The organism is Arcticibacter sp., assembly GCF_053551015.1.
Map to the genome: position 1 here is coordinate 37,920 of NZ_JBMQOB010000020.1, position 26,160 is coordinate 64,079.

General features: G+C 46.8%; 21 protein-coding genes. 12 read left to right on the forward strand and 9 right to left on the reverse strand.

Going from position 1 to position 26,160, the window contains the following annotated elements; translation table 11 throughout:
- Positions 1-10: 10 nt before the first annotated feature.
- The 4 genes from ACO1NU_RS13470 to ACO1NU_RS13485 all read right to left on the reverse strand — a co-directional run bounded on the left by ACO1NU_RS13470 (position 11) and on the right by ACO1NU_RS13485 (position 7,253).
- Positions 11-1,561: a SusD/RagB family nutrient-binding outer membrane lipoprotein gene (locus ACO1NU_RS13470; protein ID WP_448819012.1), complete on the reverse strand. Its 1,551-nt coding sequence runs from the start codon at positions 1,559-1,561 to the stop codon at positions 11-13.
- A gap of 11 nt (positions 1,562-1,572) precedes the next feature.
- Complete coding sequence (locus tag ACO1NU_RS13475; protein WP_448819013.1) at positions 1,573-4,668, reverse strand: SusC/RagA family TonB-linked outer membrane protein; 3,096 nt, start codon at positions 4,666-4,668, stop codon at positions 1,573-1,575.
- Positions 4,669-4,843: 175 nt separating this feature from the next.
- A complete protein-coding gene (locus ACO1NU_RS13480) occupies positions 4,844-6,370 on the reverse strand; it encodes a gluconokinase (RefSeq protein WP_448819014.1) in 1,527 nt (508 codons plus the stop codon).
- A gap of 1 nt (position 6,371) precedes the next feature.
- Entirely contained in the window at positions 6,372-7,253 is an 882-nt protein-coding gene (locus ACO1NU_RS13485; protein ID WP_448819015.1) for an AraC family transcriptional regulator, read from the reverse strand.
- 313 nt (positions 7,254-7,566) lie between these two features.
- Between ACO1NU_RS13485 and ACO1NU_RS13490 the strand changes: the two genes are divergently transcribed.
- The 9 genes from ACO1NU_RS13490 to ACO1NU_RS13530 all read left to right on the forward strand — a co-directional run bounded on the left by ACO1NU_RS13490 (position 7,567) and on the right by ACO1NU_RS13530 (position 17,694).
- Entirely contained in the window at positions 7,567-8,292 is a 726-nt protein-coding gene (locus ACO1NU_RS13490) for a fumarylacetoacetate hydrolase family protein (protein ID WP_448819016.1), read from the forward strand.
- A gap of 6 nt (positions 8,293-8,298) precedes the next feature.
- On the forward strand, positions 8,299-9,885 hold the full coding sequence (locus ACO1NU_RS13495) for an aldehyde dehydrogenase (NADP(+)) (RefSeq protein WP_448819017.1): 1,587 nt from the start codon (positions 8,299-8,301) through the stop codon (positions 9,883-9,885).
- 17 nt (positions 9,886-9,902) lie between these two features.
- Complete coding sequence (locus ACO1NU_RS13500; RefSeq protein WP_448819018.1) at positions 9,903-11,618, forward strand: IlvD/Edd family dehydratase; 1,716 nt, start codon at positions 9,903-9,905, stop codon at positions 11,616-11,618.
- Positions 11,619-11,633: 15 nt separating this feature from the next.
- Positions 11,634-12,956 (forward strand): gluconate:H+ symporter, encoded by a 1,323-nt coding sequence (locus tag ACO1NU_RS13505; protein ID WP_448819019.1) that lies wholly within the window; start codon positions 11,634-11,636, stop codon positions 12,954-12,956.
- Between the two features lie 15 nt (positions 12,957-12,971).
- Positions 12,972-13,919, forward strand: a complete 948-nt coding sequence (locus tag ACO1NU_RS13510; protein WP_448819020.1) for an RraA family protein — start codon at positions 12,972-12,974, stop codon at positions 13,917-13,919.
- Between the two features lie 37 nt (positions 13,920-13,956).
- On the forward strand, positions 13,957-15,237 hold the full coding sequence (locus ACO1NU_RS13515; protein ID WP_448819021.1) for a mandelate racemase/muconate lactonizing enzyme family protein: 1,281 nt from the start codon (positions 13,957-13,959) through the stop codon (positions 15,235-15,237).
- A gap of 61 nt (positions 15,238-15,298) precedes the next feature.
- A complete protein-coding gene (locus tag ACO1NU_RS13520) occupies positions 15,299-16,453 on the forward strand; it encodes a bile acid:sodium symporter family protein (RefSeq protein ID WP_448819022.1) in 1,155 nt (384 codons plus the stop codon).
- A 288-nt stretch (positions 16,454-16,741) separates the two neighbouring features.
- A complete protein-coding gene (locus ACO1NU_RS13525; RefSeq protein ID WP_448819082.1) occupies positions 16,742-17,056 on the forward strand; it encodes an aldo/keto reductase in 315 nt (104 codons plus the stop codon).
- Positions 16,945-17,694 (forward strand): aldo/keto reductase, encoded by a 750-nt coding sequence (locus ACO1NU_RS13530; RefSeq protein ID WP_448819083.1) that lies wholly within the window; start codon positions 16,945-16,947, stop codon positions 17,692-17,694. The genes ACO1NU_RS13525 and ACO1NU_RS13530 overlap by 112 nt, the downstream gene beginning before the upstream one ends.
- 2 nt (positions 17,695-17,696) lie before the next feature.
- Here ACO1NU_RS13530 and ACO1NU_RS13535 read toward each other — a convergent pair whose 3' ends face one another.
- On the reverse strand, positions 17,697-18,278 hold the full coding sequence (locus ACO1NU_RS13535; RefSeq protein ID WP_448819023.1) for a YdeI/OmpD-associated family protein: 582 nt from the start codon (positions 18,276-18,278) through the stop codon (positions 17,697-17,699).
- Positions 18,279-18,422: 144 nt separating this feature from the next.
- The gene (locus ACO1NU_RS13540; protein ID WP_448819024.1) at positions 18,423-19,376 is read right to left on the reverse strand and encodes a CvpA family protein; all 954 of its coding nucleotides are present in this window, start codon (positions 19,374-19,376) and stop codon (positions 18,423-18,425) included.
- A 172-nt stretch (positions 19,377-19,548) separates the two neighbouring features.
- Between ACO1NU_RS13540 and ACO1NU_RS13545 the strand changes: the two genes are divergently transcribed.
- Positions 19,549-21,123, forward strand: coding sequence for a glycoside hydrolase family 43 protein (locus tag ACO1NU_RS13545; protein ID WP_448819025.1), 1,575 nt, complete (start codon positions 19,549-19,551; stop codon positions 21,121-21,123).
- Positions 21,124-21,162: 39 nt separating this feature from the next.
- Here ACO1NU_RS13545 and ACO1NU_RS13550 read toward each other — a convergent pair whose 3' ends face one another.
- Positions 21,163-21,768 (reverse strand): histidine phosphatase family protein, encoded by a 606-nt coding sequence (locus ACO1NU_RS13550; RefSeq protein ID WP_448819026.1) that lies wholly within the window; start codon positions 21,766-21,768, stop codon positions 21,163-21,165.
- A gap of 74 nt (positions 21,769-21,842) precedes the next feature.
- Between ACO1NU_RS13550 and ACO1NU_RS13555 the strand changes: the two genes are divergently transcribed.
- Together ACO1NU_RS13555 and ACO1NU_RS13560 are read left to right on the forward strand one after the other, a co-directional pair.
- Positions 21,843-22,949 (forward strand): polysaccharide pyruvyl transferase family protein, encoded by a 1,107-nt coding sequence (locus ACO1NU_RS13555; protein WP_448819027.1) that lies wholly within the window; start codon positions 21,843-21,845, stop codon positions 22,947-22,949.
- Positions 22,946-24,337: a Coenzyme F420 hydrogenase/dehydrogenase, beta subunit C-terminal domain gene (locus ACO1NU_RS13560; RefSeq protein ID WP_448819028.1), complete on the forward strand. Its 1,392-nt coding sequence runs from the start codon at positions 22,946-22,948 to the stop codon at positions 24,335-24,337. The genes ACO1NU_RS13555 and ACO1NU_RS13560 overlap by 4 nt, the downstream gene beginning before the upstream one ends.
- 2 nt (positions 24,338-24,339) lie before the next feature.
- Here the strand turns inward: ACO1NU_RS13560 and ACO1NU_RS13565 are convergent, their stop codons facing one another.
- Together ACO1NU_RS13565 and ACO1NU_RS13570 are read right to left on the reverse strand one after the other, a co-directional pair.
- The gene (locus ACO1NU_RS13565) at positions 24,340-25,266 is read right to left on the reverse strand and encodes a hypothetical protein (RefSeq protein WP_448819029.1); all 927 of its coding nucleotides are present in this window, start codon (positions 25,264-25,266) and stop codon (positions 24,340-24,342) included.
- 1 nt (position 25,267) lies between these two features.
- Complete coding sequence (locus tag ACO1NU_RS13570; protein WP_448819030.1) at positions 25,268-26,152, reverse strand: hypothetical protein; 885 nt, start codon at positions 26,150-26,152, stop codon at positions 25,268-25,270.
- Between the last annotated feature and the right edge of the window lie 8 nt (positions 26,153-26,160).

The window sequence follows — 26,160 nt, forward strand, 5'->3', positions numbered from 1 at the left end:
TTCTTTGTCTTTATGGCTTATCCCAGAACACCCGGGTGAGCGGATTGTCGGGGCCGAAGCTGGCAACAGCTGCCTGGTAACTTTCGCTGTTTCTTGCTGACTCTTCGTTGGGATAGGAGAAGCGTCTGGCAAATCCTCCCTGAAGATTGTTATTGTAACTGTTCGGTGTAAGTGCCGGATATCCGCTTCTGCGGAAGTTGGCGTATGATTCAGCGCCGTTTCCGAAGGATGCTATCCAGTACTGGGTATTGATCCGGTCAAGTGCATTCGCCTCATTGTACGCTACGTTTGCCTGATTCAGATAACTATCCTGCGTCGCAGTTGGAATTGCCGGATTTGGTACGGTCGGATATAGGGAATATTCATCCATAGACGCCTTAACACCCGCGTTGTAGTATTCTCTCGCAGTTGAGGCACCTGCGGGCAACCAGCCACGGAAAGCTGCTTCCGCCAGAAGTAACTTAGTCTGGGCGTTTGTTACGTAGAATAATGGGGCTGTTGCACTTCCGAACACCCTCAAGTTAATCTGAGAGTAGTTCTGACCTGTACCGGCGGTTCCTCTATAGCCAGGAGCGTTCTTCACGCTCGTTTGATCGTAGCCTACAGGGAAGCCGAACTGATTGGCCATAGTGGTATCCGGAACTTGTGCCAGAGCCTGATTCGGATCAGCATATTTCCCCGAAATATACTTCAGTCTTGGATCTGAAGCCGCCTTCAATCTGTTTACAAATGGTTCAGCCAAATAGAAGTAGTACACGTTACCGGTTCTCACAGCCGCATTCAGCGGATTGTTGTATGTTGCATTAAATACCAGGAACGCATTGTCAGCATTGGATGCAATAACACCACCCTGATATGCCTCCTGCACTATGGATGCAGCCTTAGTAGGGTCAAGTTTTGAATAACGCATACCCAAACGAAGAAGCAGGGAATTCCCAACTTTCTTCCACTTTTCGGATTGTATGGCGGCAGAGCCGGTAGTGCCAAAAAATAGCTCTTCTCTTACCTGGTCCTTGTCGGGAGACAGGGTGGCGACTGCCGACTTGATCTCGTTATAAAGGTCTTCGTAAATGACTTCGTCCTTATCGTATTTTGGATAGTAAAGACCTCCTAAATACGCTTTTCCTGCTTCACTGTAGGGAATATCGCCGTATGTATCCACTAAGGTCATATAGATGTATGCCCTCCAGATTCTCATCTCGCTATACAGGTTGGTGCGTGCAGGATCGTCTTTAACCAGCTGGATCGCCTGCTCGAGAAACTTAATAGGTCCCGGATAGTTATCGTTCCAACGAGGTACGTTGAAAATGTTATTATCCTCATTGAAGTTGAATCCTGCAGTAGCGCCCAGATTATATGCATTAACAAATTGCTGAACAACTGTCTGCTCGGCTTCATAGAATCCTCCGCTAGTAAGGCGTTGGGCATTGGCAAAGAGCAATGCCGGGTTGATATCCGTAAGTGCGTACGGATTGGTATTTACTTCTTCGAAGTCCTTGTCGCAGGCGGGCAACAAAAATATAATCAGGAATGAGTATATATAGTATTTTAATCTGTTCATGATAATAAGTCTTAGAATTTCACATTTAGGTTAAGCCCGTAAGTTCGCGTGGTTGGTAGGGTAGTTTGTTCGTAACCAACACGATTATCCCCTGATGACGCGAATGCTTCAGGGTCCAGGTCATCTATGTACTTTTTGATGATGAGTACGTTACGGCAAGAAGCAGCTAATGTGAGTCCTTTAACAAACTTCCATTTTGTCCCAATCATGTTCGAAAAGTCGTAAGCAAGGGTGATATTCCTCAATTTGATGAAATCTGATTTGTAGATAAAGGGATCTGCTATCTGTAGGGTACGGTAGTCGGTATAGAAGGTCTGAGGATCAACTGCTGTCGTGTTCGGAGTTCCATCAGCTTTTACTCCCGGGAATATAACTCCGCCTTCACGGCCAGCTAAAGAAGCTTTAGTATGTCCTTGTCTTAAACCGTTCAGCGCTGTAGAGGAGAGGATCTTGCCTCCGAATTTGTAGTCTAAATGTACTAACATAGTCAGGTTCCTGTACCGGAAAGTGTTGTTCCAACCACCAGTATATTTAGGCGTACCGCTTCCGAAAAGGACATCGCTGTTGTTGGCCAGAAGCCTTCCGTTATTTCCCACGACGATCTCGCCATTTTCATTTCTCAAATATGTTCTGGCGGCAAGCTGATTCAGCGGTTTACCTACTTCATATACGAGAGAGCCAATAAACTCATTTCCTCCGAACTGAGATACGATTTGACGATTTACACCCGGTGCTAATGCAAGTACTTTCGAGTTATTTAAAGCTGTATTGAATGATGTATTCCATTGAAAGCTTTGTGTATTTACCGGGACCAGATCCAGCATCACTTCCATTCCCCGGTTTTCAAGTGATCCAAGATTCAGCGGAGTACCAGTGTATCCGGAAGCATTTGAAACTGGTACTATAATGATCTGGTCACGAGTCTGTTTATCATAGAATGCTATGTCGAGATTGACTCTGCTTCCAAATGTTTTTAGTTCAAGTCCAATTTCTTTTTCACTAACACCAAAGGGTTTTATCAGAGGATTAGGACTGTTAGCGTTGCGGATAGTTCCAAGGCTTACTGAGTTAAAGGGGTTTGGTTCCACTCCATAAGCAAGACGATTGGAAAATGCTCCAATACCGTTTGCGCTACCCACATCGGCGTAAGTAGCTCTCAGCTTACCATAGTTAAGCCAGGAGGAGCCTTTTAATAGTTCAGAGAATATGAAACTACCGCTTACAGAGGGGTATAAGTACGAGTTGTTTTCAGGATCCAGTACCGAGAACCAGTCTTGTCTCGCGGTAACGTTTAGGTAGACCAGGTTTTTGTAGCCTATATCAGCAAACGCGTATAGTGAATTTACCTGCTCGCGGTACACACCGAAGTTTTGGTCTTTTGTTATACCATTTTCGATAGAGTAAAGGTTGAGTGCCGTAAAATCGGTTACACTTTGAGTGACGTTGTTGTTCTTTATGGTAAATCTGTTTCCTCCGAAGCTTGCATCCACGCTAATGTCGCCAAACTTGTGACTTACGCCCAGCAAGAAGTCCATATTCATTTGTTTTTCGGTACTAGAATTCACCGCATAGGCGCCGTTATATCCCGCACCGGAACCATTGAGAGCAGTGGATGTTCCCATACCCGTCGGAGTGTTCCGTTCAAAAAACGGGGTTGCATAATCCATGTTCACGCGACCCTGTAGATAAAGCCAGTTGAAGAAGTCATACCTGACCGTGGTCGTTCCAAGGAAGCGGTCACGGTTGTTTCTAATAAACTGCCGAGGCATCAGAAAGTAAGGGTTTATTAATGTTGTCTGGAACCCTGAAGTCTGTCTTTCCGTGATGCCGTTGTCGGCAAGCGCTTTCTCCTTCAATACGTCCAGCGATATTGAATTGGCCAACCGATAAAGGAAGTTAGGAGCACCCATACCCTGGATACCTACTTCAGGTGGATTCTGGTTCTTTTCGTTGGTATAGTTGATGTTTACCTGAAGCGACAACTTCTCGGTGATATTCTGATTTACTCCCAGGTTGAAGATCTTTTTGTGATAGTCATTGTTGGGTGAAATGCCTTTTACGTCCTGATTTGAAAAGGATGTACGAAAACTGCCTGTTGCGTTTCCTCCGGACAATGCTATCGTATTGATAGCCGAAGTTCCAGTTCTGTAAAAGTTTGTTATTCTGTTTTTCTGAGGCAAGTAGGGTCTGAGTTCTCCGTCGAACTGAATAGTTGGGACGCCGTCGTATTTCTCTCCCCAGCCGAACTGTCCGGTGCTTATAGCAGCTCCCTGCGTTGCGGGGCGTACGCCTGCCTGGCCCTGTCCGTATTCATATTGAAAATCCGTAAAATCCAGGACTTCGTCTGACGTGAAGTTAGAGGTAACCTCCACTCCGAACTTGGCGTTCTTCTTACCTGTCTTTGTTGTGATGATGATTGCGCCATTTGCAGCTCTTGATCCGTAGAGTGCGGCCGCTGTAGCGCCCTTCAGGACTGTCATGGTTTCAACATCATCGGGATTGATCTGCTGCATGTTATCACCAAGGTCAAGACCGTTGTTTCCGTCCGCTCCGCGTGCTCCCTGATCCATCGGTAAGCCGTTGATTACAATCAGAGGAGAGTTGTTCGCTCCTGAAAATGCTGCTTGTCCCCTTAGACGGATTCTGTTACTCCCCCCTGCGCCGGAAGAAGGTGGAGCGATTTCCAGTCCCGCTATTTTACCTTCGAGAGAGGTCATCACATTCGTGGTACGATTTTGCTGAATCTCCTGCATTTTAACAGTTTCTGCAGCGTAGCCCAGCTTCCTCGAGTCCTTCTTGATACCCAGGGCGGTCACCACCACTTCGCTGAGGTCCTGTGAGTCTTCGATCAGCTGTACGTTGACGAGGGTTCTTTTATTCACCGGCACCTCGATCCGTTTAAAACCCACCATGTTGAAAGTAAGAGTTGCGTCGGGGGCTGCCTGAATGGAGTACTCGCCCGATACACTGGTACTGGTTCCGGTGGTTGTTCCTTTAACCACTACGGATACCCCGACCAGGGGTTCGCCCTTTTGGTCTTTTACGGTTCCTCTAATCGATTGTGCCTGAGCTGTATAGGCTGTAAGGACTAAAATTAATACAGACAATAAGTGTCTACTCCGCATACTGCGGTAAAGGCAAGATAGTTTTGCGGCCATAATTCGGAAGAAGGTTAGTTGTTAGATTTATGATCTTTATTCCGATAGTAAAAGTATAGCCGCAAGTGTTTAAATACTTCCAAATATTTTCGGCGGTGGATGTTATACAAAGATAGCCATGTTGTTACAATTCGTTTTCCTGCTGAAGCGCGGAGATTGCCTCGAATTCATCCTCCAGCTTTACGCTGAGTCGCTCAAATATTTTAAAGTATTGACAGTACGTTTTGTGGTTCTGCTTATTGGGCTTATAATCAACAGGAAGTGTCACGGATCGCGCCGCCTCATCTATATTGTGATAAATCCCCATATTAATGGCGCTAAGTAAAAACGCTCCTTTACCGACGCTATTACGTTCGCTGATAATGCCCACCGGCTTGTTGAAAATATCTGAGATCATCTGAGCGCAAAAAGGGATGGTGGCGAAACTGCCGTTGAGGGACAGCGAGTCAATTGTGCGATGTGCTTCCATGGATTTTCCAATGTTGTAAATGCCGTACAGAATTCCTTCTATGGTTGCTCTGATCAGATGTTTACGCTGATGACGAATATTCAGCCCAAAGTAAACTCCACGGGCATTAGGATTCCAGATTGGAGCACGTTCACCAAGTAAATACGGCAAGAATATAGCGCCATTTGATCCTGCAGCGACCTCTGCCGCTTCTTCGATCAGACCTTCGGCCGACAGGTCAGTATTGAAGCCGGTTTTAAGATCACCGAACTGGGTATTAAACCAGTCAAAGATCAGGCCTCCGTTATTGGTTGGTCCTCCTGATATGATGTGCTTGCTGGTTAGTACATAATTAAACAACCGTTGATTCTCGTCGTGGATCGGTTTATTACTCAGCACCCGCAAAGCACCGCTGTCTTCGATCGTAATGGTGGCTTTATTGCCGTCCCATATTCCCGCGCCAAGCGTTGCCATACATCCGTCACTCGAGCCGACAATTATTTGCGTATTGGGGTCGAGCTTCAGCGTGTTCAGATATTCCTTTCTGAGCTTTAGATCAGAGAAGAAAACTTCGCATAGATCAGGAAGCTTATCCTTGTTAATTCCTGCATAATCAAGCGATTTCTGCTCCCACTGCAAGTCATGTATGTTAAAAAGACCTGTAGCTGAAGCTATGCTCTGGTCGATAACATACTGGCCGGTCAGCTGCTGGATAACGTAGCTCTTAATAGACAGGAATTTCCATGTTTTTTTAAACTTATCGGGTAAGTTGTTCTTAATCCAGGCAATCTTAACAAGAGGCGACATCGGATGAAGTGGTGTCCCCGTCAGCCTATAAATCTCCTTACCAAGATCGGAGTTCTTAAGCTCAGTCGCTTCTTTCTTCCCCCGGTTATCGGCCCAGGTTATTGCATTCCCGATAGGTACCCCATTTTTATCTACTGCAAGTAGACTATGCATGGATGCGGAAAAGCAGATGCTGTCCACACGATATTTTTGGGGATGAATCTTCTCTATTAAAAGGTTTTTCAGAACAAACAGCATGGTTATGAACATTTGCTCAGGGTCCTGCTCGCTATAATCCTGTTCGTCGTGAAAAGTAGGGTAGTGTCCTTTGCTGGAGCCAATCAACGTTCCGTCGGTCTTAAATGCAAAGATCCTGACAGCATTGGTACCCATTTCGATTGTAATGATGCAATTCATATTATTCAGATAGATTCTTTTTACGGAACTGGCTGGGTGTATAACCTGTTAATTTCTTGAATGTTGTTGAAAAATGTTGTGAAGAGTAAAATCCGGTGCTTAGCGCAATCTCCGTTACATTGGCATCACATTTCTTCAGCTGCTTAATTGCCTCCGAAATTCGAATATTAATCAGATAGTTCAGAGGGGAGAACCCGGAATAATTTTTCACTTTCTCTGTAAAGGTCGTCGTCCCCATGTCTGCTATAGCTGCCATCTCTTCGACCGTCCACTGATGTCCCAGATTCTGACGCAGCGTCTGGTCAAGTTTCAGGAAGATCTGCGGAAAATCGCGGGTGGAGGTACTTTGATTGATGATGTTCCGGGTGAATTGAATAAACAGCTCGGCCAGCATGGAGTTGATACGCGTATAGTGGCCAATTTCGCGATTCATTAACTCCACGTAGATAGCGTTAAACAGGGCTCCTGCGTCCTTGAGTTTCATGATGGAACGGCCGTGCTTGATATTGAGGGTTCGCCAAATTTGCTGAATATCCGGATGAGTGAGCCCGCTCCATTTACTCATGCTGGGTTGGTTGGAGCTGTTCGATACCTTGATCTTCAACCAACATAAGGTTCCAACATTGAGGATGCGTTCCTGACCCATTAGTTTCTGTTTAGGAAGTACCAGTAATACGTCGCCCGGATAAAGCGTGTGGTTCTGATCCTGTATCTGCCACTCAAATTTACCTTCAATAATGTAATATACACGAATCAAATCAGGAGCCTCCTGATAAAATTCATCCAGTTGGACAGTGTTAATTCGCTTTAATGCAAACTCAATCAGGTGAGGGAAGCGTTCCAGTTCCCGTGAGGTACCCTGCTGCAGTAAGAATTGGTTCATTTACATGGTTAGTGGTTGGCAAGGATTGTATGTCTCAACACAAGTTTACGCAATAAGAACAGCTTTTTTGTACAAAAATCAACGGCGATTTTTATTGGAATCGCTGATTGTATAAAATGTGAAACTTGCATACATAAACTAACTGACGCAGGCATCCCTTGTGAGGGTCGCTTCTTTCGGACTAAATTTTAAACCAATTATGCATGTATATCGCACGCCAGATTCGATTCTAGTTAACTTTTCGAACAAATCTTATTCATTTCCCGACCGTGATTGGGACAGCTTTATCAATCGACCTTCTTTATACTCTTGTTTGCTTGAGGAAATAAATAACTGCCCCCAGGCCAACCAAACAGAATTAGCTATTCCGGAGACCGTTTTGGCGCCATTGAATTCCCAGGAAGTATGGGCATCTGGCGTGACCTATCTCCGGAGCCGGGAAGCGCGGATAGAAGAGGCGAAAGATGCCACCGGAGGAGATTTTTACTCGCGGGTATATGATGCAGAGCGGCCTGAACTTTTCTTCAAAGCAGCGCCCTACAGAGTCACCGGACATAATGGAATGGTACGCATCCGTAAAGACTCTAAGTGGAATGTTCCTGAGCCAGAACTAACATTGTTCATGTGTTCAGAAGGTTCTATAGAAGGATATGCAATTGGAAACGATATGTCTTCCCGCGATATCGAAGGTGAGAACCCCTTGTATCTGCCTCAGGCAAAGTGTTATGATGGCGCCGCAGCCGTAGGGCCGTGTTTGTACGTGCCGGAAAGTCCTATCAACCAGGATACAAAAATAAGTCTCTCAATCAAGCGTGATGATGTTGAGCTTTTTTCAGACACAATCTTGTTGAGTAAAATGAAAAGATCCTTATCGGAGCTTTCTTCTTATCTTTTTCGGGAGATGTCATTTCCCAGTGGGGTATTCCTCATGACGGGAACCGGAATTGTTCCATCAGACGACTTTTCGCTTGCTGTTGGAGACAACATTAGCATAAGCATCGAAGGCATCGGTACACTAACCAATACAGTTTCACAATAATTGAATATGGATATCCACACTATCAATGGAAAGCAGTTAATCGGGTATGAGGAATCGGCTGAGGGGAATGAATATTTCCATTCGGTTGATCCTTCGTCCGGTACTGAATCTCCCTCTCGTTTTTACAAAGCCACATCCGATGAAGTAAATCGGGCTGCTGAATTAGCTGAGCGCGCTTTTTCTATATACCGCAAGATCTCTGGTCAGGATAGATCCGCGTTTTTGCTTAGGATTGCTGATGAGTTAACGCAGGATGCTGCCGAGTTGGTTCGGATTTGCGGATCAGAGACTGCTCTACCTCAGGGACGGCTGGAAGGAGAGGTAGTACGTACCGTCAACCAGTTAAAGCTGTTTGCGAGCGTTATTAAAGAAGGGTCATGGGTAGATGCACGAATTGATACTGCTATTCCCGACAGAGCTCCACTTCCTAAGCCGGATCTCCGTTCCATGCTCATTCCTCTGGGTCCCGTAGCTGTATTTGGCGCAAGCAATTTCCCATTTGCTTTTTCTGTAGCCGGAGGAGATACTGTTTCCGCACTGGCTTCTGGCTGTTCTGTTGTATTCAAGGCCCACCCAGCTCATCCTATGACGAGCGAATTGGTTGGCAAAGCCATTCTAAGAGCAGCAAAAGCTTCTAATCTCCCCGAAGGTGTGTTTTCCATGGTTCATGGCGACGGGCCTACCACCGGCGCAGCGCTTGTTGTACATCCCTCCATTAAAGCTGTGGGCTTCACAGGATCCTTTAAGGGAGGAAGGTCGATTATGGATGCTGCGTCTAAGCGGCCGCATCCTATCCCGGTGTTTGCCGAGATGGGAAGTTCAAACCCTGTTTTTGTATTACCGCGTGCCCTTAAGCTACATCATGAGAAAATAGCAGCTGCCTATGTGCAGTCACTTACACTAGGAGCGGGGCAGTTTTGCACTAACCCGGGGCTTCTGGTTTATGAGGAAGATAGTTCTCAGGAAACCAATGTATTCCGTTCTGCATTAAAGGATAGCATTAGCCAGGCAAGCACACATCCGCTGCTTACTGAAGCAATCGGCTCAGCTTTTTCGAAGGGAATTGAGGAGCGAAGCGCTCATCAGGGGCTTGCGGTACTTGCCAGTAGTACTGCTGCGGAGAAACATCCCGTTCCAACGCTGTTTTCCGCTGACTATACTGCTTTCCTCGAAAACCCAACCCTGGAAGAAGAATTATTTGGCCCCTCAGGCATCGTAGTCAACACGCCATCTAAGAATGAGCTTCTTCAATTTGCCAGAAATCTTTCCGGTCATCTTACGGCTACCGTGCATGCTACTGATGAAGATCTGGAAGAATATAAAGAGCTGTTTGATATCCTCGAACAGAAGGTGGGGAGAGTGCTGATAAATGGTTTTCCTACCGGGGTAGAGGTCAGCCACGCAATGGTACACGGAGGACCCTATCCTGCAACAAGTGATTCCCGTTCCACATCGGTCGGCACCGCTGCTATTTACAGGTTTACCCGGCCGGTTTGTTACCAGTCATTTCCCGGCTCACTGCTTCCGGATGAATTGAAGGACGAAAATCCGCTAGGTATCTGGCGTCTATTGAATGGTGTACGTACTAACTAATTATATAACCGAAATTTATGTGTGCTTACAGAAGCTCCGAATGGTTCGGAAAAACAGGTAAAATGGGTTTCCTTTACCGAAGCTGGATGAAGAATCAGGGTATACCGGATGACATGTTCGACGGTCGGCCCGTGATCGGAATTTGCAATACGTGGTCTGAGCTTACTCCCTGTAACGCTCACCTCCGCGACATTGCCGAGGCAGTAAAAAAGGGTGTTCTTGAGGCGGGAGGCTTTCCTGTAGAATTTCCAATCATGTCTTTAGGTGAAACATTGTTGAAACCTACTGCCATGCTCTTTCGCAACCTGGCGAGCATGGATGCGGAGGAATCTATAAGAGGGAACCCGATGGATGGAGTAGTACTCCTGACGGGCTGCGATAAAACTACTCCTTCTACCATGATGGGAGCTGCAAGTGTAGACCTGCCGACGATCGTTGTTCCGGGTGGACCGATGTTAAACGGCCACTATAATGGCGAACAGATCGGATCAGGTACTGCGGTATGGAAATTAACAGACGATCTGAAATTAGGTAAAATAACACAGGACGAATACCTGGCTGCAGAGAGTTGCATGTCCAGAAGTGCCGGTCATTGCATGACAATGGGCACGGCTTCAACCATGGCCTGTATGGTAGAGTCGCTCGGTATGTGCCTCCCGGGAGGAGCGGCTATTCCAGCCGTTGACTCAAGGAGAAAGGTCTTAGCCAGAATGTCGGGCAGACGGATCGTTGAAATGGTGAAAGAAGATCTGCGTATGTCGAAGATCCTGACACGCGATGCGTTTGAGAATGCCATCAAGGTAAATGCGGCGATTGGTGGATCATCCAATTTTATCATCCATCTGACAGCGATTGCCGGACGTATCGGAGTGGATATTCACCTGGAAGATTATGATAATCTGGGAAGTAGTATTCCCTTGCTTTTAAACCTAATGCCATCAGGAAAGTTCCTGATGGAAGATTTCTACTACGCAGGCGGCATTCCTGTAATCATGAACGAGCTAAACGACAAGATGAACCTTGACACGCTTACGGTAAATGGGAGATCGCACAGAGAAAACATCGTTGGAAAGTGCCGGTGCCATAACCGTGAAGTGATCACCACCTATGAGGAACCTCTTATTCCCGAAGCCGGAATCGTCGTGCTGAAGGGAAACCTGGCTGTAAATGGTGCTGTGATGAAGCCATCTGCTGCCACACCGGCACTGATGCAACATACCGGCAGGGCAGTGGTCTTTGGAAATATTGAGGACTACCATGCCCGGGTGGATGATCCTGACCTGGACATTGATGAGACATGCGTGATGGTACTCAAACACGTAGGGCCTGTCGGATATCCAGGAATGCCGGAAGTGGGGAACATGGTACTGCCCAAGAAGCTTCTTGAAAAAGGAGTGACCGATATGGTCAGAATTTCCGACGGAAGGATGAGCGGTACTGCATTCGGGACTGTTATTCTGCATGTGTCACCCGAATCAGCCATCGGAGGAAACCTGGCACTGGTACAAAACGGAGATATGATTACGCTCGATACCAGGAACCGATTGATCAATGTAGATGTGTCTGACGAGGAGCTGTCGCTCAGACGAAAAAACTGGCTTAAACCCGCTTATGTAACAGACCGGGGGTATGTGGGAATGTACGTAAGACATGTTCAGCAAGCTGACAAGGGAGCCGATCTCGACTTCCTGACAGGTAAATCGGGAGATGAGGTGTTGCGTGATTCACATTAAGATACTTCCCCGCCTATGAGCATGATTATTCTCGTTTCCTGCATCACCCTTCTTATTCTTCTTATCGCAAGATTTAAGTGGAATGCGTTCCTGGCCTTTCTTGTCGTTTCTCTTCTTTGCGGTTTGCTGTTGGGCATGCCGGTCAAAGATGTAGTTGCATCAGTGAATAAGGGCGTAGGAGACACGCTGGGTTCCATTCTGGTGATCATCGTACTTGGTGCCATGCTGGGCCGTTTGATTGGTGAGAGTGGAGCTGCAGATCGCATCGCAGGAACTATCCGCGAGCTTTTTGGCGAAAAATACATAACCTGGGCAATGGCCTTTACGGGCTTTGTGGTGGGTATCCCACTGTATTATAACGTTGGGTTCGTATTACTGGTGCCTATCATTTTTTCCGTGGCTTATCACTACAAACTATCCAAGGTTTATATTGGTTTGCCTATGCTCACAGCGCTTTCGGTGATGCACGGCTTTTTGCCTCCTCATCCCGCTGCCATGGTACTTGCCATACAATTCAAAGCTGACCTGGTAAAAACCTTCATATACGGTGTTATTGTTGCCGTTCCTGCCATCGTTATTGCGGGTCCTCTTTTTGCTTCTTTTTTCAGAAAAAGGCAGGATAGGGAATCTTCGGTGATCGTGGTGCCGGCGCCCCGTGAGGGTTCGATTCCCGGAATTGTAAATGCTGTTTGCTGCTCATTGTCCCCGGTGCTTTTTATTGCCTTTGGGTCAGTGCTTGGATTCATGAGCAACGGAAATCCAGTGCTTAAAGATACGGCCGACTTCCTCTGTCAACCTGCAATTGCGATGCTCTTGTCTTTGATCGTCTGCAGTATCAGTTTGGGACTGTCTGCAGGGATCAGCTTAAAAGATTTGATGACCAGCTATGCCGAATCGGTGAAAGAAATTGCGATGATCCTGATGATCATTGGAAGTGCCGGAATGCTGAAGCAGATTGTTGTCGACAGCAGCCTCAGTGTGGAGATCACCTCCTGGATGCAGGATTGCCCGTTACCTCCTCTAGTCCTTGCATGGCTGATCACTGCAGGATTAAGGCTGAGTCTTGGGTCTGCTACCATCGCAGGATTAACTGCTGCAGGCGTGATTTTCCCGCTCGTAGCGCAGACGGGTGTTCCTCCTGAGCTATTCGTGCTAGCCGTTGGCGCAGGGAGCCTCTTCGGGTCTCATGTGAATGACACAGCCTTCTGGATGTTTAAAGAGTATTTCAATCTGACCTTGAGAGAGACATTTCTGTCATGGACAGTTATGGAGAGTATGGTATCCATTATTGGCTTGATAGGGGTGCTCGTTATACAGAACCTTATTGCTAGTTCCTAAATAAAAAAACTAACCATGAATATGATGAAATCTACCATTTTTCTGGCACTGGCTGTTATGGCAGTCATGCCGTTGCGGACTTTTTCACAACAGATCTCCAAAGATGAAATGCTGTTCCTGACACCGCTATGGAAAGGAGAACGTTTTGCAGATGGGCGCCCCAAAGTAGCAGACGACCTGTTGAAGCGAATTAAACTGGTCACGCACGAAGAAGCATGGGCCGTGATGAAAAATAAAGGCTACGCGTATCAGTATGCTGAAGGTTGGGAAACAATCAACAGGGACAGCGTACTGGTGGGAAGAGCCGTTACCGCTACATTCATGCCCGGAAGACCTGATATCTGGAAAGCCATTGATGATCGTGGAAAGAAAGAAGGCAAGCGCGGGCAAAATAGCTGGCCGGTTGATCTTCTTGTGAAAGGGGATGTATATGTGGCGGATCAGTTCGGTGCACACATTGACGGGCCGACTATTGGTGACAACGTAGCCAATGCGATATACGCAAAAACGGGTAACGGCATCGTCTACGACGGAGCGCTACGCGATATATCAGGATTGAAGGAACTGGGTGGCTTTACATCGTTCTTTACCAGCTATCATCCATCTTATCATAATCCCAATCCAAATGCTCTGAATACGATGTTGATCGGGATCAACCGTCCTACCCGCATCCGAAACGCAACAGTGATGGCGGGCGATGTCGTCCTGGGACGCGATGGAGCTGTAGCATTCATCCCGGCACACCTGGTAGAGGAAGTTGTCAAGACCTCCGAGGTTGTTCGTCTCCGGGATTTATTTGGCCATGAAAGACTTAGAGAAGGTAAATATACCGCGGGACAGATCGATGCCCGCTGGTCTGAAGAAATAGAGCGCGACTTCTCCAAGTGGCTCAACGCACATATTGATGAACTTCCTGTTCCGAAAGAACAGATCCAGGAGCTTCTCAAATCCCGCACCTGGTAATCAGCATATAACATCCTCAAATTATAAACCGAATAATATGTCATTAAAACAGAACCGGCGTTCCTTTTTAACTAAAACTGCTTTGGCCGGGGCGGGAATATTGAGTGCGCCTGCACTTAGCTGGGGGCAAGGATTAATTGATGCAAATGAACGTACGTCAAAGGCTTCCGCGCCTTCAGACCTTAAAATTACAGCCGTTAACTGTGCCTTTTCAGCAGGCAGTCTCTTCGTTAAGATAAGCTCCAACCAGGGCATTACCGGCTATGGCGAAGGAGTTGATGCCGTCGGCGGAACTTACCACCTGGTAAAGCGCCTTGGTATGCAGATCACCAACCAGAGTCCGCTTAATCCCAATCGTCTCATCGAACAACTCAGAAAAGGAGCCTTCTTCGGGGGAGCACAATCGGGGGTGTATATCGCCGTTCTTTCTGCTATAGAAACCGCCTTGTGGGACCTCACAGGAAAGGCGCTGGGCCTGCCTGTTTACCAGCTGATGGGAGGGAAGTTCCGCGACAAGTGCCGGGTTTATTGCGATACCGCCCTGTACACCCGTAATCTGCCTACTCCTGAGGATTATGCAAAAGCAGCCGCAGGCTCGGTGGCAAAGGGATATACCGCCATCAAGTTTGATATAGATGCAGGGAATGATCCCGCGAAATATGATCGTTTCAACTGGACAGCCGGTCCTGCCGAACTCGAACGGATGTATAATTCAATCGCTGCTGCGAGGAAAGCAGTTGGCAATAAAATAGACATCTGCGTGGACATGCACGGCCGCTATGATGCAACTACGGGGCATCGCGTCGCCAAACTCATGGAGCCGCTTAATTTAATGTGGCTCGAAGAACCTGTTCCCGCAGACAATGTAGATGCCTATAAACACATCACCAAAGAAACAAGCACGCCCATCTGTACGGGTGAAAATGTCTATCTGGCTTACGGCTTCAGCCGCCTTCTATCTGATGGCGGGGTAGATATCGTCATGCCCGATCTGCAAAAGACGGGAGGTCTGGGCGAAGGGCAGCGCATCGCCAACCTGGCAAACCTCTATTATGTTCCTTTCTCTCCGCATATGGTGGCCTCGTTCCTGGGAGCGATGGCATGCGCCCACTGCTGTGTGTCGGTTCCCAACTTCCAGATCATGGAATGGCAGACTTACTTTGACGTGGATGCCAAGTGGAAGGATATCGTGATCTACGATAAGCCCTGGGTGGAGAAGGGATTTCTAACGGTATCAGACAAGCCCGGCATCGGAGTCGATATCAACGAAGAAGGACTCAAGAAATATGCAATTCCGGGCCTTCCATATTTCGAATAGTTAACGACCAGTCTCATGCAAAGCCGGAATAATCACCCCGGCTTTGCTATAAACCTAAGCGATGAAAAAAAGAACTATCTACAAGTCAATACTCGTGTTGGCACTCCTCTTTCTGCTCGTATCAATCGGCGTAGCATTCTCGGGCAACGTGCCCGGATCAGGGATATTCCTTGTCCTGGCCTTTTTAGCGCTGGCTACCGGATTCAGAGGATATGACTCTTTGAAAGGTTACTCATATACAGTAATGATCTTCGCCGCGGCAGTGTCAGCCTTGTTCTATCCACATCTCTTTGTTGAATGGAACGGGTTCAAGTTTGCCGCGCTTATTATTCCTCTAATACAATTGATCATGTTCGGCATGGGTACCTCCATGAGCTTTGATGATTTTGTCGGCGTCGTTAAAGCTCCTAAGGGAGTTTTCATTGGCGTGGTCAGCCATTTCATTATTATGCCTTTGTTAGGCTTTAGCTTGGCTAATGCAGGGATGAGCTTCTTTAATTTCAGTCCGGAGATTGCAGCCGGAATTATCCTAATCGGATGCTCGCCAAACGGAATGGCATCTAATGTGATATCCTATCTGGCGAAGGCGAATCTGGCGCTATCGATCACCATTACTGCTATTTCAACGATGCTGGCACCACTGGTAACCCCTTTGTTAATGAAGCTACTCGCAGGTCAGTTTGTGGAGATCAACGTGCTGCATATGATGTGGGATATTCTAAAAATGGTCATTATCCCAATAGGTGCGGGATTGCTGTTCAATAAGCTCTTTAGCGGAAAAATGAAGTGGTTTGATGCAGCTATGCCATTCCTCTCTATGTTCGGGATTATCGGGATTATCGTGATCATCACAGCAGCCGGAAGGGATAGTTTATTGAACGTAGGTCTTATTCTCGTTGTGCTCGTACTTGTACACAATGTGTGCGGTTATTTGCTGGGTTACTGGTCTGGCAGGTTGTTTAAAATGAACGAGCGGGATTGCCGTACAATTGCCATAGAAGTTGGGATGCAGAATGGTGGCCTGGCTTCAGGCCTGGCAAAGGGAATGGGGAAAATAGCGACCGTAGGTTTGGCGCCGGTAATCTTTTCTTCATTCATGAATATTACAGGTTCCTTGCTTGCATCCTACTGGCACCGAAAGCCCGTTATTGAGGATGGTGAGGAAAAGTTCGAGGGAAATAATGCTGACGTATCAGAGCCGCAGAAATCACTCTAATTCGCTGATAACGAAATTATAGTAGCGTGCTGAGCTCTGTTCAAATGATAAAGTAAGGGCCGGTTCTTTTCTAATGAATATGAAATGTTCTTAATGTATCTGGATCACAATCCTTTTCATATTTTTACCGGACTTAAACTTTATCATGAATAAATTGAGTCGAACCAGCTTAGATCTATGGCGAAGTCTTTAAGGGACTAAAGATAGATTTGTCAACCAAAATCATTCTTCAAGCCACTTTATAAAGCAAACATGACCTATACCCCCGCTACAAACCGTTATCAGGGAATGGAATACCGCCGTTGCGGAAAATCCGGACTTAAATTATCAGCTTTCTCTCTAGGCTTATGGCATAACTTCGGCTATGTAAATAACTTCGAGAATTCGAGAAATCTTTTGAAAACGGCTTTCGATAATGGTATTACACACTTCGATCTGGCAAATAATTATGGGCCCCCTACGGTTCTGCCGAAGCGAATTTTGGAAAGATCCTGGATCTCGACTTTCGTCCATATCGTGATGAACTTATTATTTCCAGCAAGGCAGGTTATGATATGTGGGAAGGGCCATACGGAAACTGGGGATCTAAGAAGTATCTCGTAGCAAGTTTGAATCAGAGCTTGAAGAGGATGAACCTGGACTATGTCGATATATTTTATCATCATCGCCCGGACCCTGAAACTCCGCTGGAAGAAACCATGTCAGCTCTGGATCTGATTGTCCGTCAGGGTAAGGCTTTATACGTTGGCATTTCCAATTACAGACCGGAAGAAGCCGCTAAAGCTATCCAGATCTTAAAAGAGCTTGGAACTCCCTGCCTGATCCATCAGCCCAAGTACTCGATGTTCGAACGTTGGGTAGAAGATGGCCTGCTTGATCTGCTTAGCCGGGAAGGGGTAGGCTGCATTCCGTTTTCACCACTGGCACAGGGACTTCTTACTGATAAGTATCTCGATGGAATACCCGAAGATTCCAGGGTGAAGACAAGCGGTAAGTTTTTAAACGAGAACCATATCACCGCTGAAAACCTGGGGAAGATAGCTCGATTGAATCAGCTGGCACAAGAAAGGGGACAGAAGCTCGCTCACATGGCTCTCGCCTGGTTGCTTAAGGACGCGAGAGTGACCTCAGTGCTTATCGGTTCAAGCAAACCTGAACAGATAGTCGATTCCATTCATGCACTGAAGAATACGAGCTTTACAGCAGATGAAATCCGGACGATTGATTCCATATTGAAATAGGCTTATTGCAAGTGCTTTGGCTTTTTCTTTTGAGCTGCTAACTCAACAATTTCGCAGATCCGCCTCTGACGGGTTTCCGGCAATCTGGCAAGTACGAGCCATTGGAGAATGGCTTTTCTGGTAGACTTGCTTAAGCTCAGGAAGAACGATCCAGCATCTGGATTATTGTCAAATCTCACTTGAAGTTCTTCTGGTGTCTTTAGCGCTTCTACGTCGTCTAAGATAGTCCAGGATCCATTTTGTTTGGCAGTTTCGATGCTTTGATAACCTGCCGGAGCCATCAATCCCGTACTGATTAGCGCTGCTACTTTTTCTTTGTTAATCTTCGACCAGGTGCTGATAGCCTTCCGCTTGCTAAAAAACTGCTGCGACATTTCCTGATCAATCTTAATCTTTTTACTGTCTATCCAGCCAAAACAAAGGGCCACATCTACTGCTTCACTCCAGGTGAGCGAATCTTTTCCTGAAGCCTTGGTATAAAACGTGAGCCATACCGCTCGTTTGGAGATATGGTTTTTTTCCAGCCAGTTTCGCCATTCCGTCGCGTTAACCGGGTAGAATCTGTCAATTTCTTCTTTCTCCATTGTTCAAACAAAATAGCTTTTGAATATAGGTATTGCTTTCTTCTAATGCGAAGATAAACCTGCTGAGTGACAAGCGTATGTCAGTATCATGAAGAAAACAAGTTTCCCCTCGTCGTCTAACAAGGTCCTACCAACTACGAACCTTTAGTTCCTGAAATTCTGTGTGATCATCAAACCACGAATACCAGCATCTAAGATGCCGATACCTACCCGGCCAAAGCCCCTGTTGAGAATGTTGGCGCGGTGGCCCGGTGAATTCATCAGACCGGTGTGTGCCTGATCCAGATTAGGAGCAAGCGCCAGGTTTTCACCTGCCGTAATAAAGCGCACTTTCGCCTTATTGATCCGGTCAAACGGACTGAGTCCCTCGGGCGTGTAATGAGAAAAATAGCCTCTGGCCAGCATATCTCCTGAATGTTGAAGGGCTACAGCTGCCAGCTCGGCGTCAGCCTTCAGCGTGTTTAGGCCTCTTTGTGTTCGTTCTTTATTGATCAACACGAGCATTTCTGCTGCTAAGTCCGGTCTTGTTTTATTGTTTTTAGTGGTAAAAGGAAGTTTGATTGTTTCTTCATTACTACTTTCGATCGTGGTTTTGCGAGCTATTTTATTCAAGGCTTCGCTGAATACCGGTGATAGCTCGTTTTGTAACCAGCTGATTTTAGATACCAGTACTTCTGAAAATTTACTTTCGTGGGTCTCTGTTGATATTTTTGTGAGGGGCATCAGGAGAAACATGCTGGCGACTAAAGCTGCCCAAATAAGCGCGTTTACCATTCCCGGGATAACGCCTAGTATTTTGTTTAGCATGTGCCGGTGTGTTTTTAAAGGTACTCGCTGCACGATATCAGAGCTCAGTAGCTCCAGTATAAGCCGGGAGACAATAAGCGCGATAAGAAATGATAGGGGATCTGCCCAGTAGTTTAGAGATGGTGCTAGTCTAAGCAGGATACTACTTAAAGGCGCATAAGCTAAAAAAGCAATCACTAAGCTGCCGATCCAGGTTAATAACATCAAAGCAGAGAGTATAAAACCACGCCGATAGTCCGTCCAGATGAGGAATGCAACGATCGCTACTAAGATGAGGTCAATATAGTTCATACTGCTTTTATTGAGCCACAATTAAGAGAAACTTATGTTTGTTTTCAACTGATCTTTCAACGGATAATAGATGTGAGTGGTTTTGAAAACAAAAGCCTATCTTTATTAAAGCTGAACCAATAGCTTTTTAAACCGCTTAATCATGAAGATCCTCAACCTGATCAGATGAGCTATGAAAAGAACCTTTTTCTGTTGCTTTCTTCTTCTTCTTTTCTCATCCCTGCAGAGCACCGGTCAGGGGTATAAGAACCCTGTATTACCAGGATTTTATCCTGATCCGAGCGTGTGCCGGGCAGGCGAATACTACTATCTGGTAAACAGTAGTTTTCAGTACTTTCCAGCCGTTCCCATTCACAGGAGCAAGGATCTGATCAACTGGGAAAGCATCGGTCATGTACTATCCCGTCCGTCCCAGGTAAAGCTGGAGAAGATTAACTCCTCGGGAGGTATTTATGCGCCATCGATCCGATATCATAAGGGTAGGTTCTATATGATCACAACAAACGTGTCGGATAAAGGAAACTTTTACGTGTACACGGATGATCCGGCAGGCGAATGGTCTGAACCGATTTGGGTTGATCAGGGCGGTATCGATCCGGATATTTTTTTCAACGAGGACGGTAAGATCTATTTCGTTTCGGCCGACAGAGGACTTGTTCTTTGTGAAATCGACATTAAGACGGGTAAGCGCCTGACGGAGTCGAAAGTGATCTGGAATGGTACCGGTGGACGTTATCCCGAAGGTCCGCATATATACAAAAAGGATGGTTATTACTATTTGATGATAGCTGAAGGAGGCACAGAATATGGACATAAAGTTACCATTGCCCGAAGCCGGTCTGTCGATGGTCCGTTTGAGTCAAATCCGGCCAATCCTATTTTGACGCATATTAATAACATCGCCGCCAGTAACCCTATTCAGGGTACCGGACACGCTGATCTCATACAGGCTCATGATGGTTCGTGGTGGACCGTTTTTCTTGGGTTCAGGCCGCAATCTTATCTGCATCATGTTCTGGGAAGAGAGACATTTCTTGCTCCTGTAAGCTGGCAAGAAAATTTATGGCCCGTTGTTAATGGAAACGGAACAGTTTCTTTGAATATGGACGTGCGTACCTTGCCACAGGTAAAGGTTCCGGAGCAACCTTCAAAAGAGAACTTCGATTCACCAAGACCGGGTAATGAATGGAATTACATCTGCAATCCTACATCGGCGAACTATTCACTTCAGGAGAGAAAAGGACATCTTCGGTTGAAAACCTCCACGATTTCACTTAACGATAAGGATTCTCCAACATTCCTTGGACGTAGGCAGCAGCATAGTTCGTTTTCGGCAAAAACAGTAATCGATTTTAGCAAGCTCAGCGAAGGGGCAAAAGCGGGAATCACCAGCTATATGATGAACGACTATCATTATGATCTATATGTTACTATTCGGAATAAAAGGCCTGTTCTGTGTTTGGCTTATACTCTGGGCAGTTTGAAACAGGTGGTGAAGGAGATTTCGCTCGCAGAAAAGCAAGTTTATCTGATGATAGAGGGCACCAATGATCATTACCATTTCTTCTATTCTTACCAGGGTCAAAAGTTTGACAAAATGGGATCTCTGGACGTCCGCTTTCTGAGCTCCGAAACGGCAGGAGGTTTCACAGGTGTGTACCTGGGACTTTTTGCTGAGTCGTCCGATAAAAATGGAGGATATGCGGATTTTGACTGGTTTGACTATGTTCCACAAACAGCTGAATAAGTGTGTTGTTTACAGCAAGGGGGGACTTCCTCATAAAATTCATAAGCGGTTCAGGTGGCTTGTGTCATTTACAACCAATATGCGAGCCGTTTCATCGTAGATCTCCAGAATACTCAATGATGCAGGGCTGATCTCGATGCGCTGGGACATATCCAGGTGTATTCCGGCATAATAACATATGGCGGACTTGATGATGTCGGCGTGGCTGAATATGGCTACTGTTTGATCCCGATGTTCATGTCGCAGTTTCTCGAGCCCTGTTACTACCCGCATTTGGGCTTCAAGCATCATTTCGCCTCCAGGGATGCGTGCGCTGCTTCTGAACATGTTGAAAAGTTTAAACTGTGCATCGCTTTCGAGTTCCTGAATGCTTTTATTTGTCCAGTTTCCGAAATCGAGCTCCAGAAAAGCTTCATTGATGTTGCAGGGGAGGTTATGTGTTTCAGCCAGTGTTGCAGCGGTTTCGGCAACGCGCTCTAGTGGACTGCTGTAGATAGCGGAAAGAGGAGTGTCTGACAGTCGGTCTGCGATGCTTCTTGCTTGTTCGAGTCCCTTGTCATTCAGAGATATACCAGGATGTCTGCCCAGTAGTAATTTACCCGTGAAGTCTGTTTGTCCATGTCGAATCAGCAAAAATTTAGTCATGCTTTTCTAAACCGAATAGGTGGTTTATTGTTTAGAATACGCTACTCATTTACGAACCCCATAAAATCATTGATTTGAGCAATACGAACATTGATCGCCTGAAAATAGGCATACTCACGTTTCACCGGTGTATAAATTATGGAAGTTACTGGCAAGCACGAGCACTGGCAGAGGGACTTCAGCAACGTGGGCATATCGTAGAAATTCTTGATCATCAGTCTGACCGCGTAAACTTTGCTGAATGGAAATGCGCCATGCAACCCGTTCTGCCTACTTCCGTACCGGCATCTGATCGACCATTTTACCGGGAAAAAATGGAGAAGTTTTTTGATTTGTTTGGTAAGCTACCGCTTTCAAAGCCTTTCCCATTGGATGATCCTTCACAGATGGACGAGTATGATGTCGTGGTAGTGGGTAGTGATGAGGTGTGGAATTTAACCCATCCCTGGTACAATCATTGTCCGCTTTTCTACGGCGACGGCATAAAGGCCAGGCGCTTAATTTCTTATGCAGCCAGCTTTGGTAATTATCCCTCTTCCTGGGGAATAGATCCCGACTGGGCTAAGAAGCTCAATAAGTTCCAGAAAATATCCGTTCGTGATGAAAATTCATGGAATATTATCAAAGATGCTATGGGCTTTGAACCTGATTTGGTACTAGATCCCTGTCTGCAGTTCCCCATCCATGCAGAGAAGCGGGATTTGGGCCATATAAAGGGTCCTTACGTGGCAGTTTACGGTCATAATTTTTCTGACTACTATATCGGGAAGATAAAGGAGTGGGCTACTAATAGAAATATTAAACTGATCAGTATCGGATATCGTAATGATTGGGCTGATGAACAATGGCTGACAGCTGACCCTCACGATTTTGCCAACTTTATAGCAGATGCAGAAGCAGTGGCGACGAATTTCTTCCATGGCTGTGTGTTCGCGTTGAACAACCAGAAGCCCTTTGTATGTGAGACATCATCTTACCGGAGCATCAAAGTGCAGGGATTACTGCAAACAGTAGGAGGCGAGCAGCATTTGGTTGCTGAGAGTACTCCTTCAGAAGTGTATAACCTGCGCTTGACAGAACCTCTGAACAGCCAAATACCTAAACGTATTGCAGAGTTGAGGGAGATATCAGACAGCTATATTGACGCGGCCCTGGCACCTAAGCAGTTCGAACTATCATGAAAGAGCTTTTGAGTCCGAACGAAATCGTTCATTCAGGCTTGTGTATCGGCTGTGGCAGCTGCGTAGCACAGGCTCAGACGAATAAGGTGAGTGCGCAGATGCGTTTCGATGCACATGGTGAGTTGAAGCCTGAGGGCTCGTCTGCATGGTTTGATGCGCCCGATGAAGGTTTTACTAAAACATGTCCTTTCTCGCCGCTTGCAAGGAACGAAGATTACCTGGCAGCTAAGCTTTTCCCGGATGCACCCGGAAGCAGTGTTGCTGTTGGCAGATTCCAGAGCAACTACGTAGGTCATGTTTCTGAGGAAGATTACCGTTTGCAGGGAAGCTCCGGCGGAATGGTGACCTGGGTGGCTTCTGAACTGATGCGACGCGGATTGATCGATGGTGTGGCTCATGTGATTGCAACGAAAGAGCCTCAGGAGGCGGGCCGGTTCTTCAATTATCGGATATCGCGTAGTGAACAGGAGATCCGTGAGGGTGCCAAATCACGATACTATCCGGTGGAGATGTCTGAGATCCTGCAAACTATCCATGACGTCCCCGGAAGATACGCGGTGATAGCTGTGCCTTGTATGATAAAAGCCGTGCAGTTGCTAAGGCAGGAGAATCCCATCTTCCGCGAACGGATCAAGTTTACCCTTGGGCTTTTTTGTGGTCACATGAAGAGTGCCAGATTTGCGGAGAGCTTTGCGTGGCAGATGGATGTACCGCTTGATCAGGTCGACGAGGTGGAGTATCGCTATAAGTATCCTGACAGGCCTGCAAACTGGTATAATGCTATGTTGAAGCTGCGGGACGGTAATATGATCAACCGTGACTGGTGGCATCTGAAAGATGGCGATTGGGGAGCTGGCTTTTTCATGAATTCTGCGTGCAACTTTTGTGACGATGTGGTGGCCGAGACAGCTGATATTTCCTTCGGCGATGCCTGGGTGGAGCCTTATTCTTCAGATGGCAAAGGAACGAATGTAGTTATGGTAAGATCATCTTTTATGGAAAGGATGATCAAAGATGCTATTGATGCGGGCCGGTTGAAGCTGGAGCAGGTAAATGATGCATTTGTTGAGCAGACGCAGGCCGCGGGACTGCGGCAACGGCGCGAGGGTCTGGCTTACAGGCTTACCTGGGCAGCAAAGCGGATACAGCCCCTGAAGCGCGTAGCACCTGATGCAAACAGGCCTGCTGAAGATCGCAAGAGGATCTATAAGGTTCGCTTCAATATATCTAAGTGGAGTCATAAGTTTTTCTGGCTTAGCCGCAAACTCGGCAAGCCGGGTATCTACCTGTTTTGGGCGCGATCTGTAGCAGCCCTGTACCATGGGATCGCGTATCATCAGGGTAAGAGGAACGAAATGCTTGAACGGTTCAAACAGCTTGGGTCCTGAGCTTAGGACTTGTTGGGTGCCAGTTTTTTCAACTCAGCTGCAACAGTGCCGATCACTGAAGTCCAGTCGCCTTCCTCAGTTTGTCTGAAAAGCTTCATCGAGGGGTACCAGGGACTATCGTAGCGGTTCTCCATCCACCGCCAGTCGGCGTCCTTTCTCAGTAATGTCCAGACAGGTACGTTCAGCGCGCCTGCTAAATGAGCCTGCATGGAGTCTATCGTAATCATCAGATCCAGACCTTTGATCGTCCGCGCATAGTTGTACAAATCAAACTCACCCGGGTGAATTCCATATCCTTCCTCCCAACCGGCAGCGGGGGCATCCGCCTGGAGGATCAGGATATTAACACCAGGGATTAGCATCAGCTCTTTCAGTAATGGAAAGGGAATACTGCGCTCCGGAGCCCAGTTACTAGGATGCCAGGATAGGCCTACGGTTAGGTTTTTGTTCGTAGCTGCGGCTTTCAGCGGTTCTACGTGCAAGTATGGGATTGTTGTAGGAATAGTTTCGATGCTGCTGCGGAAAATAAAAGGCAGTTCCATAACCTCTATATCCACGTCATATTCTACTTCCGGTACGCCGTCATGAAGTGGTAGAAGTTGATCAATACCGCTTACTGATTTTAGTAGGTCAATAAGTACCGGCTGTGCCCAAACAATCACTTCAGCGGCAATCCGCTTTAGCAGGGGAGCATATCGTATAAACTGGATGGTGTCGCCAAGACCGTGGTAGCAACGGACCAGCACGCGCTTTCCGTTCAGCGGCGTGCCATCCCAAATGTTCTGGAGATGGCGCGGCAGATTGTCGTAGTCTCTGTTCACACCCTCAGCCAGTGCTATGTCACTGTATTTCCAGGCGTCTTCGAAGTTGCCTTTTTGCATACAGGTTAACCACGACCCGGATGGTTCCGGATCATGGTTGAGATTCATATCAGGCATATCTGCGCATCATTTCTCTACAAAAATCAGCATATTCTTCAATTCGTTGAGGCGCACTGGTATGATGAGGCTGAATACCCTTGGATTCGGGAGTGAAGCAGAAGGTCACGGTTAAATCAAATTCATCGAGTGCTTTCATCATCCGGTCAAACCACTGAATGGCATCAGGACGCAGGTAGTCGGCCCAGCTTAGTCCGGTTCGCAAGCGTTTTACCCCCAGTTTGCGAAGCCATTCAACTCCAGCATCAAGACGTGGGTCTTCGAAGTGAAACCATTGACAAATACCAAACTCAGGAGTATAATCGGAGAAATGTTTAAGTGCGAGTTTAGGTTCACCCTTTTCATTTACCAGACCCATATAAAAATGGCGGTAATAAGAAGAACCTTCCGCTTCCCTGTGGCGTGTTGTGGCCTCCCAGGCCTGCGGCAGATCAAAAAGACTGTACCAGTGTACCCGTTCTACACGGCCAGACAGCAGTTCAGCAGTACGGCGGAATCCAAATTCCTGCACTTCTTCTGCGCCAAACGTGGATACGCCCACTTCGGTCACCCACACAGGCAGATCCGTAACAGCTTCAATCTCCGCTATTTTGTCTGGCCATTCATTAATATTCCAGAGGTTCCAGTCGAGCGGAAAGCCATGTACAGCTACCGCATTCAGATCATCAAGTGCTCCGGCGTCCTTCAAGCGGACAAGAAAGCCCGGATCAATAGGAGACATTCCTCCTAGTACCCGTTTAATTCCGCTGTTTTCGGCTTTGGCAGTCTGGGCTGCGAGCTTTACCATTTCGGCATACATGTGCCATCCTGGATCGACCTCAAAATCCCAATGCGATTTATTATTCGGTTCGTTCCAGAACTTGACTGCTTCAATCATAGTGTTTA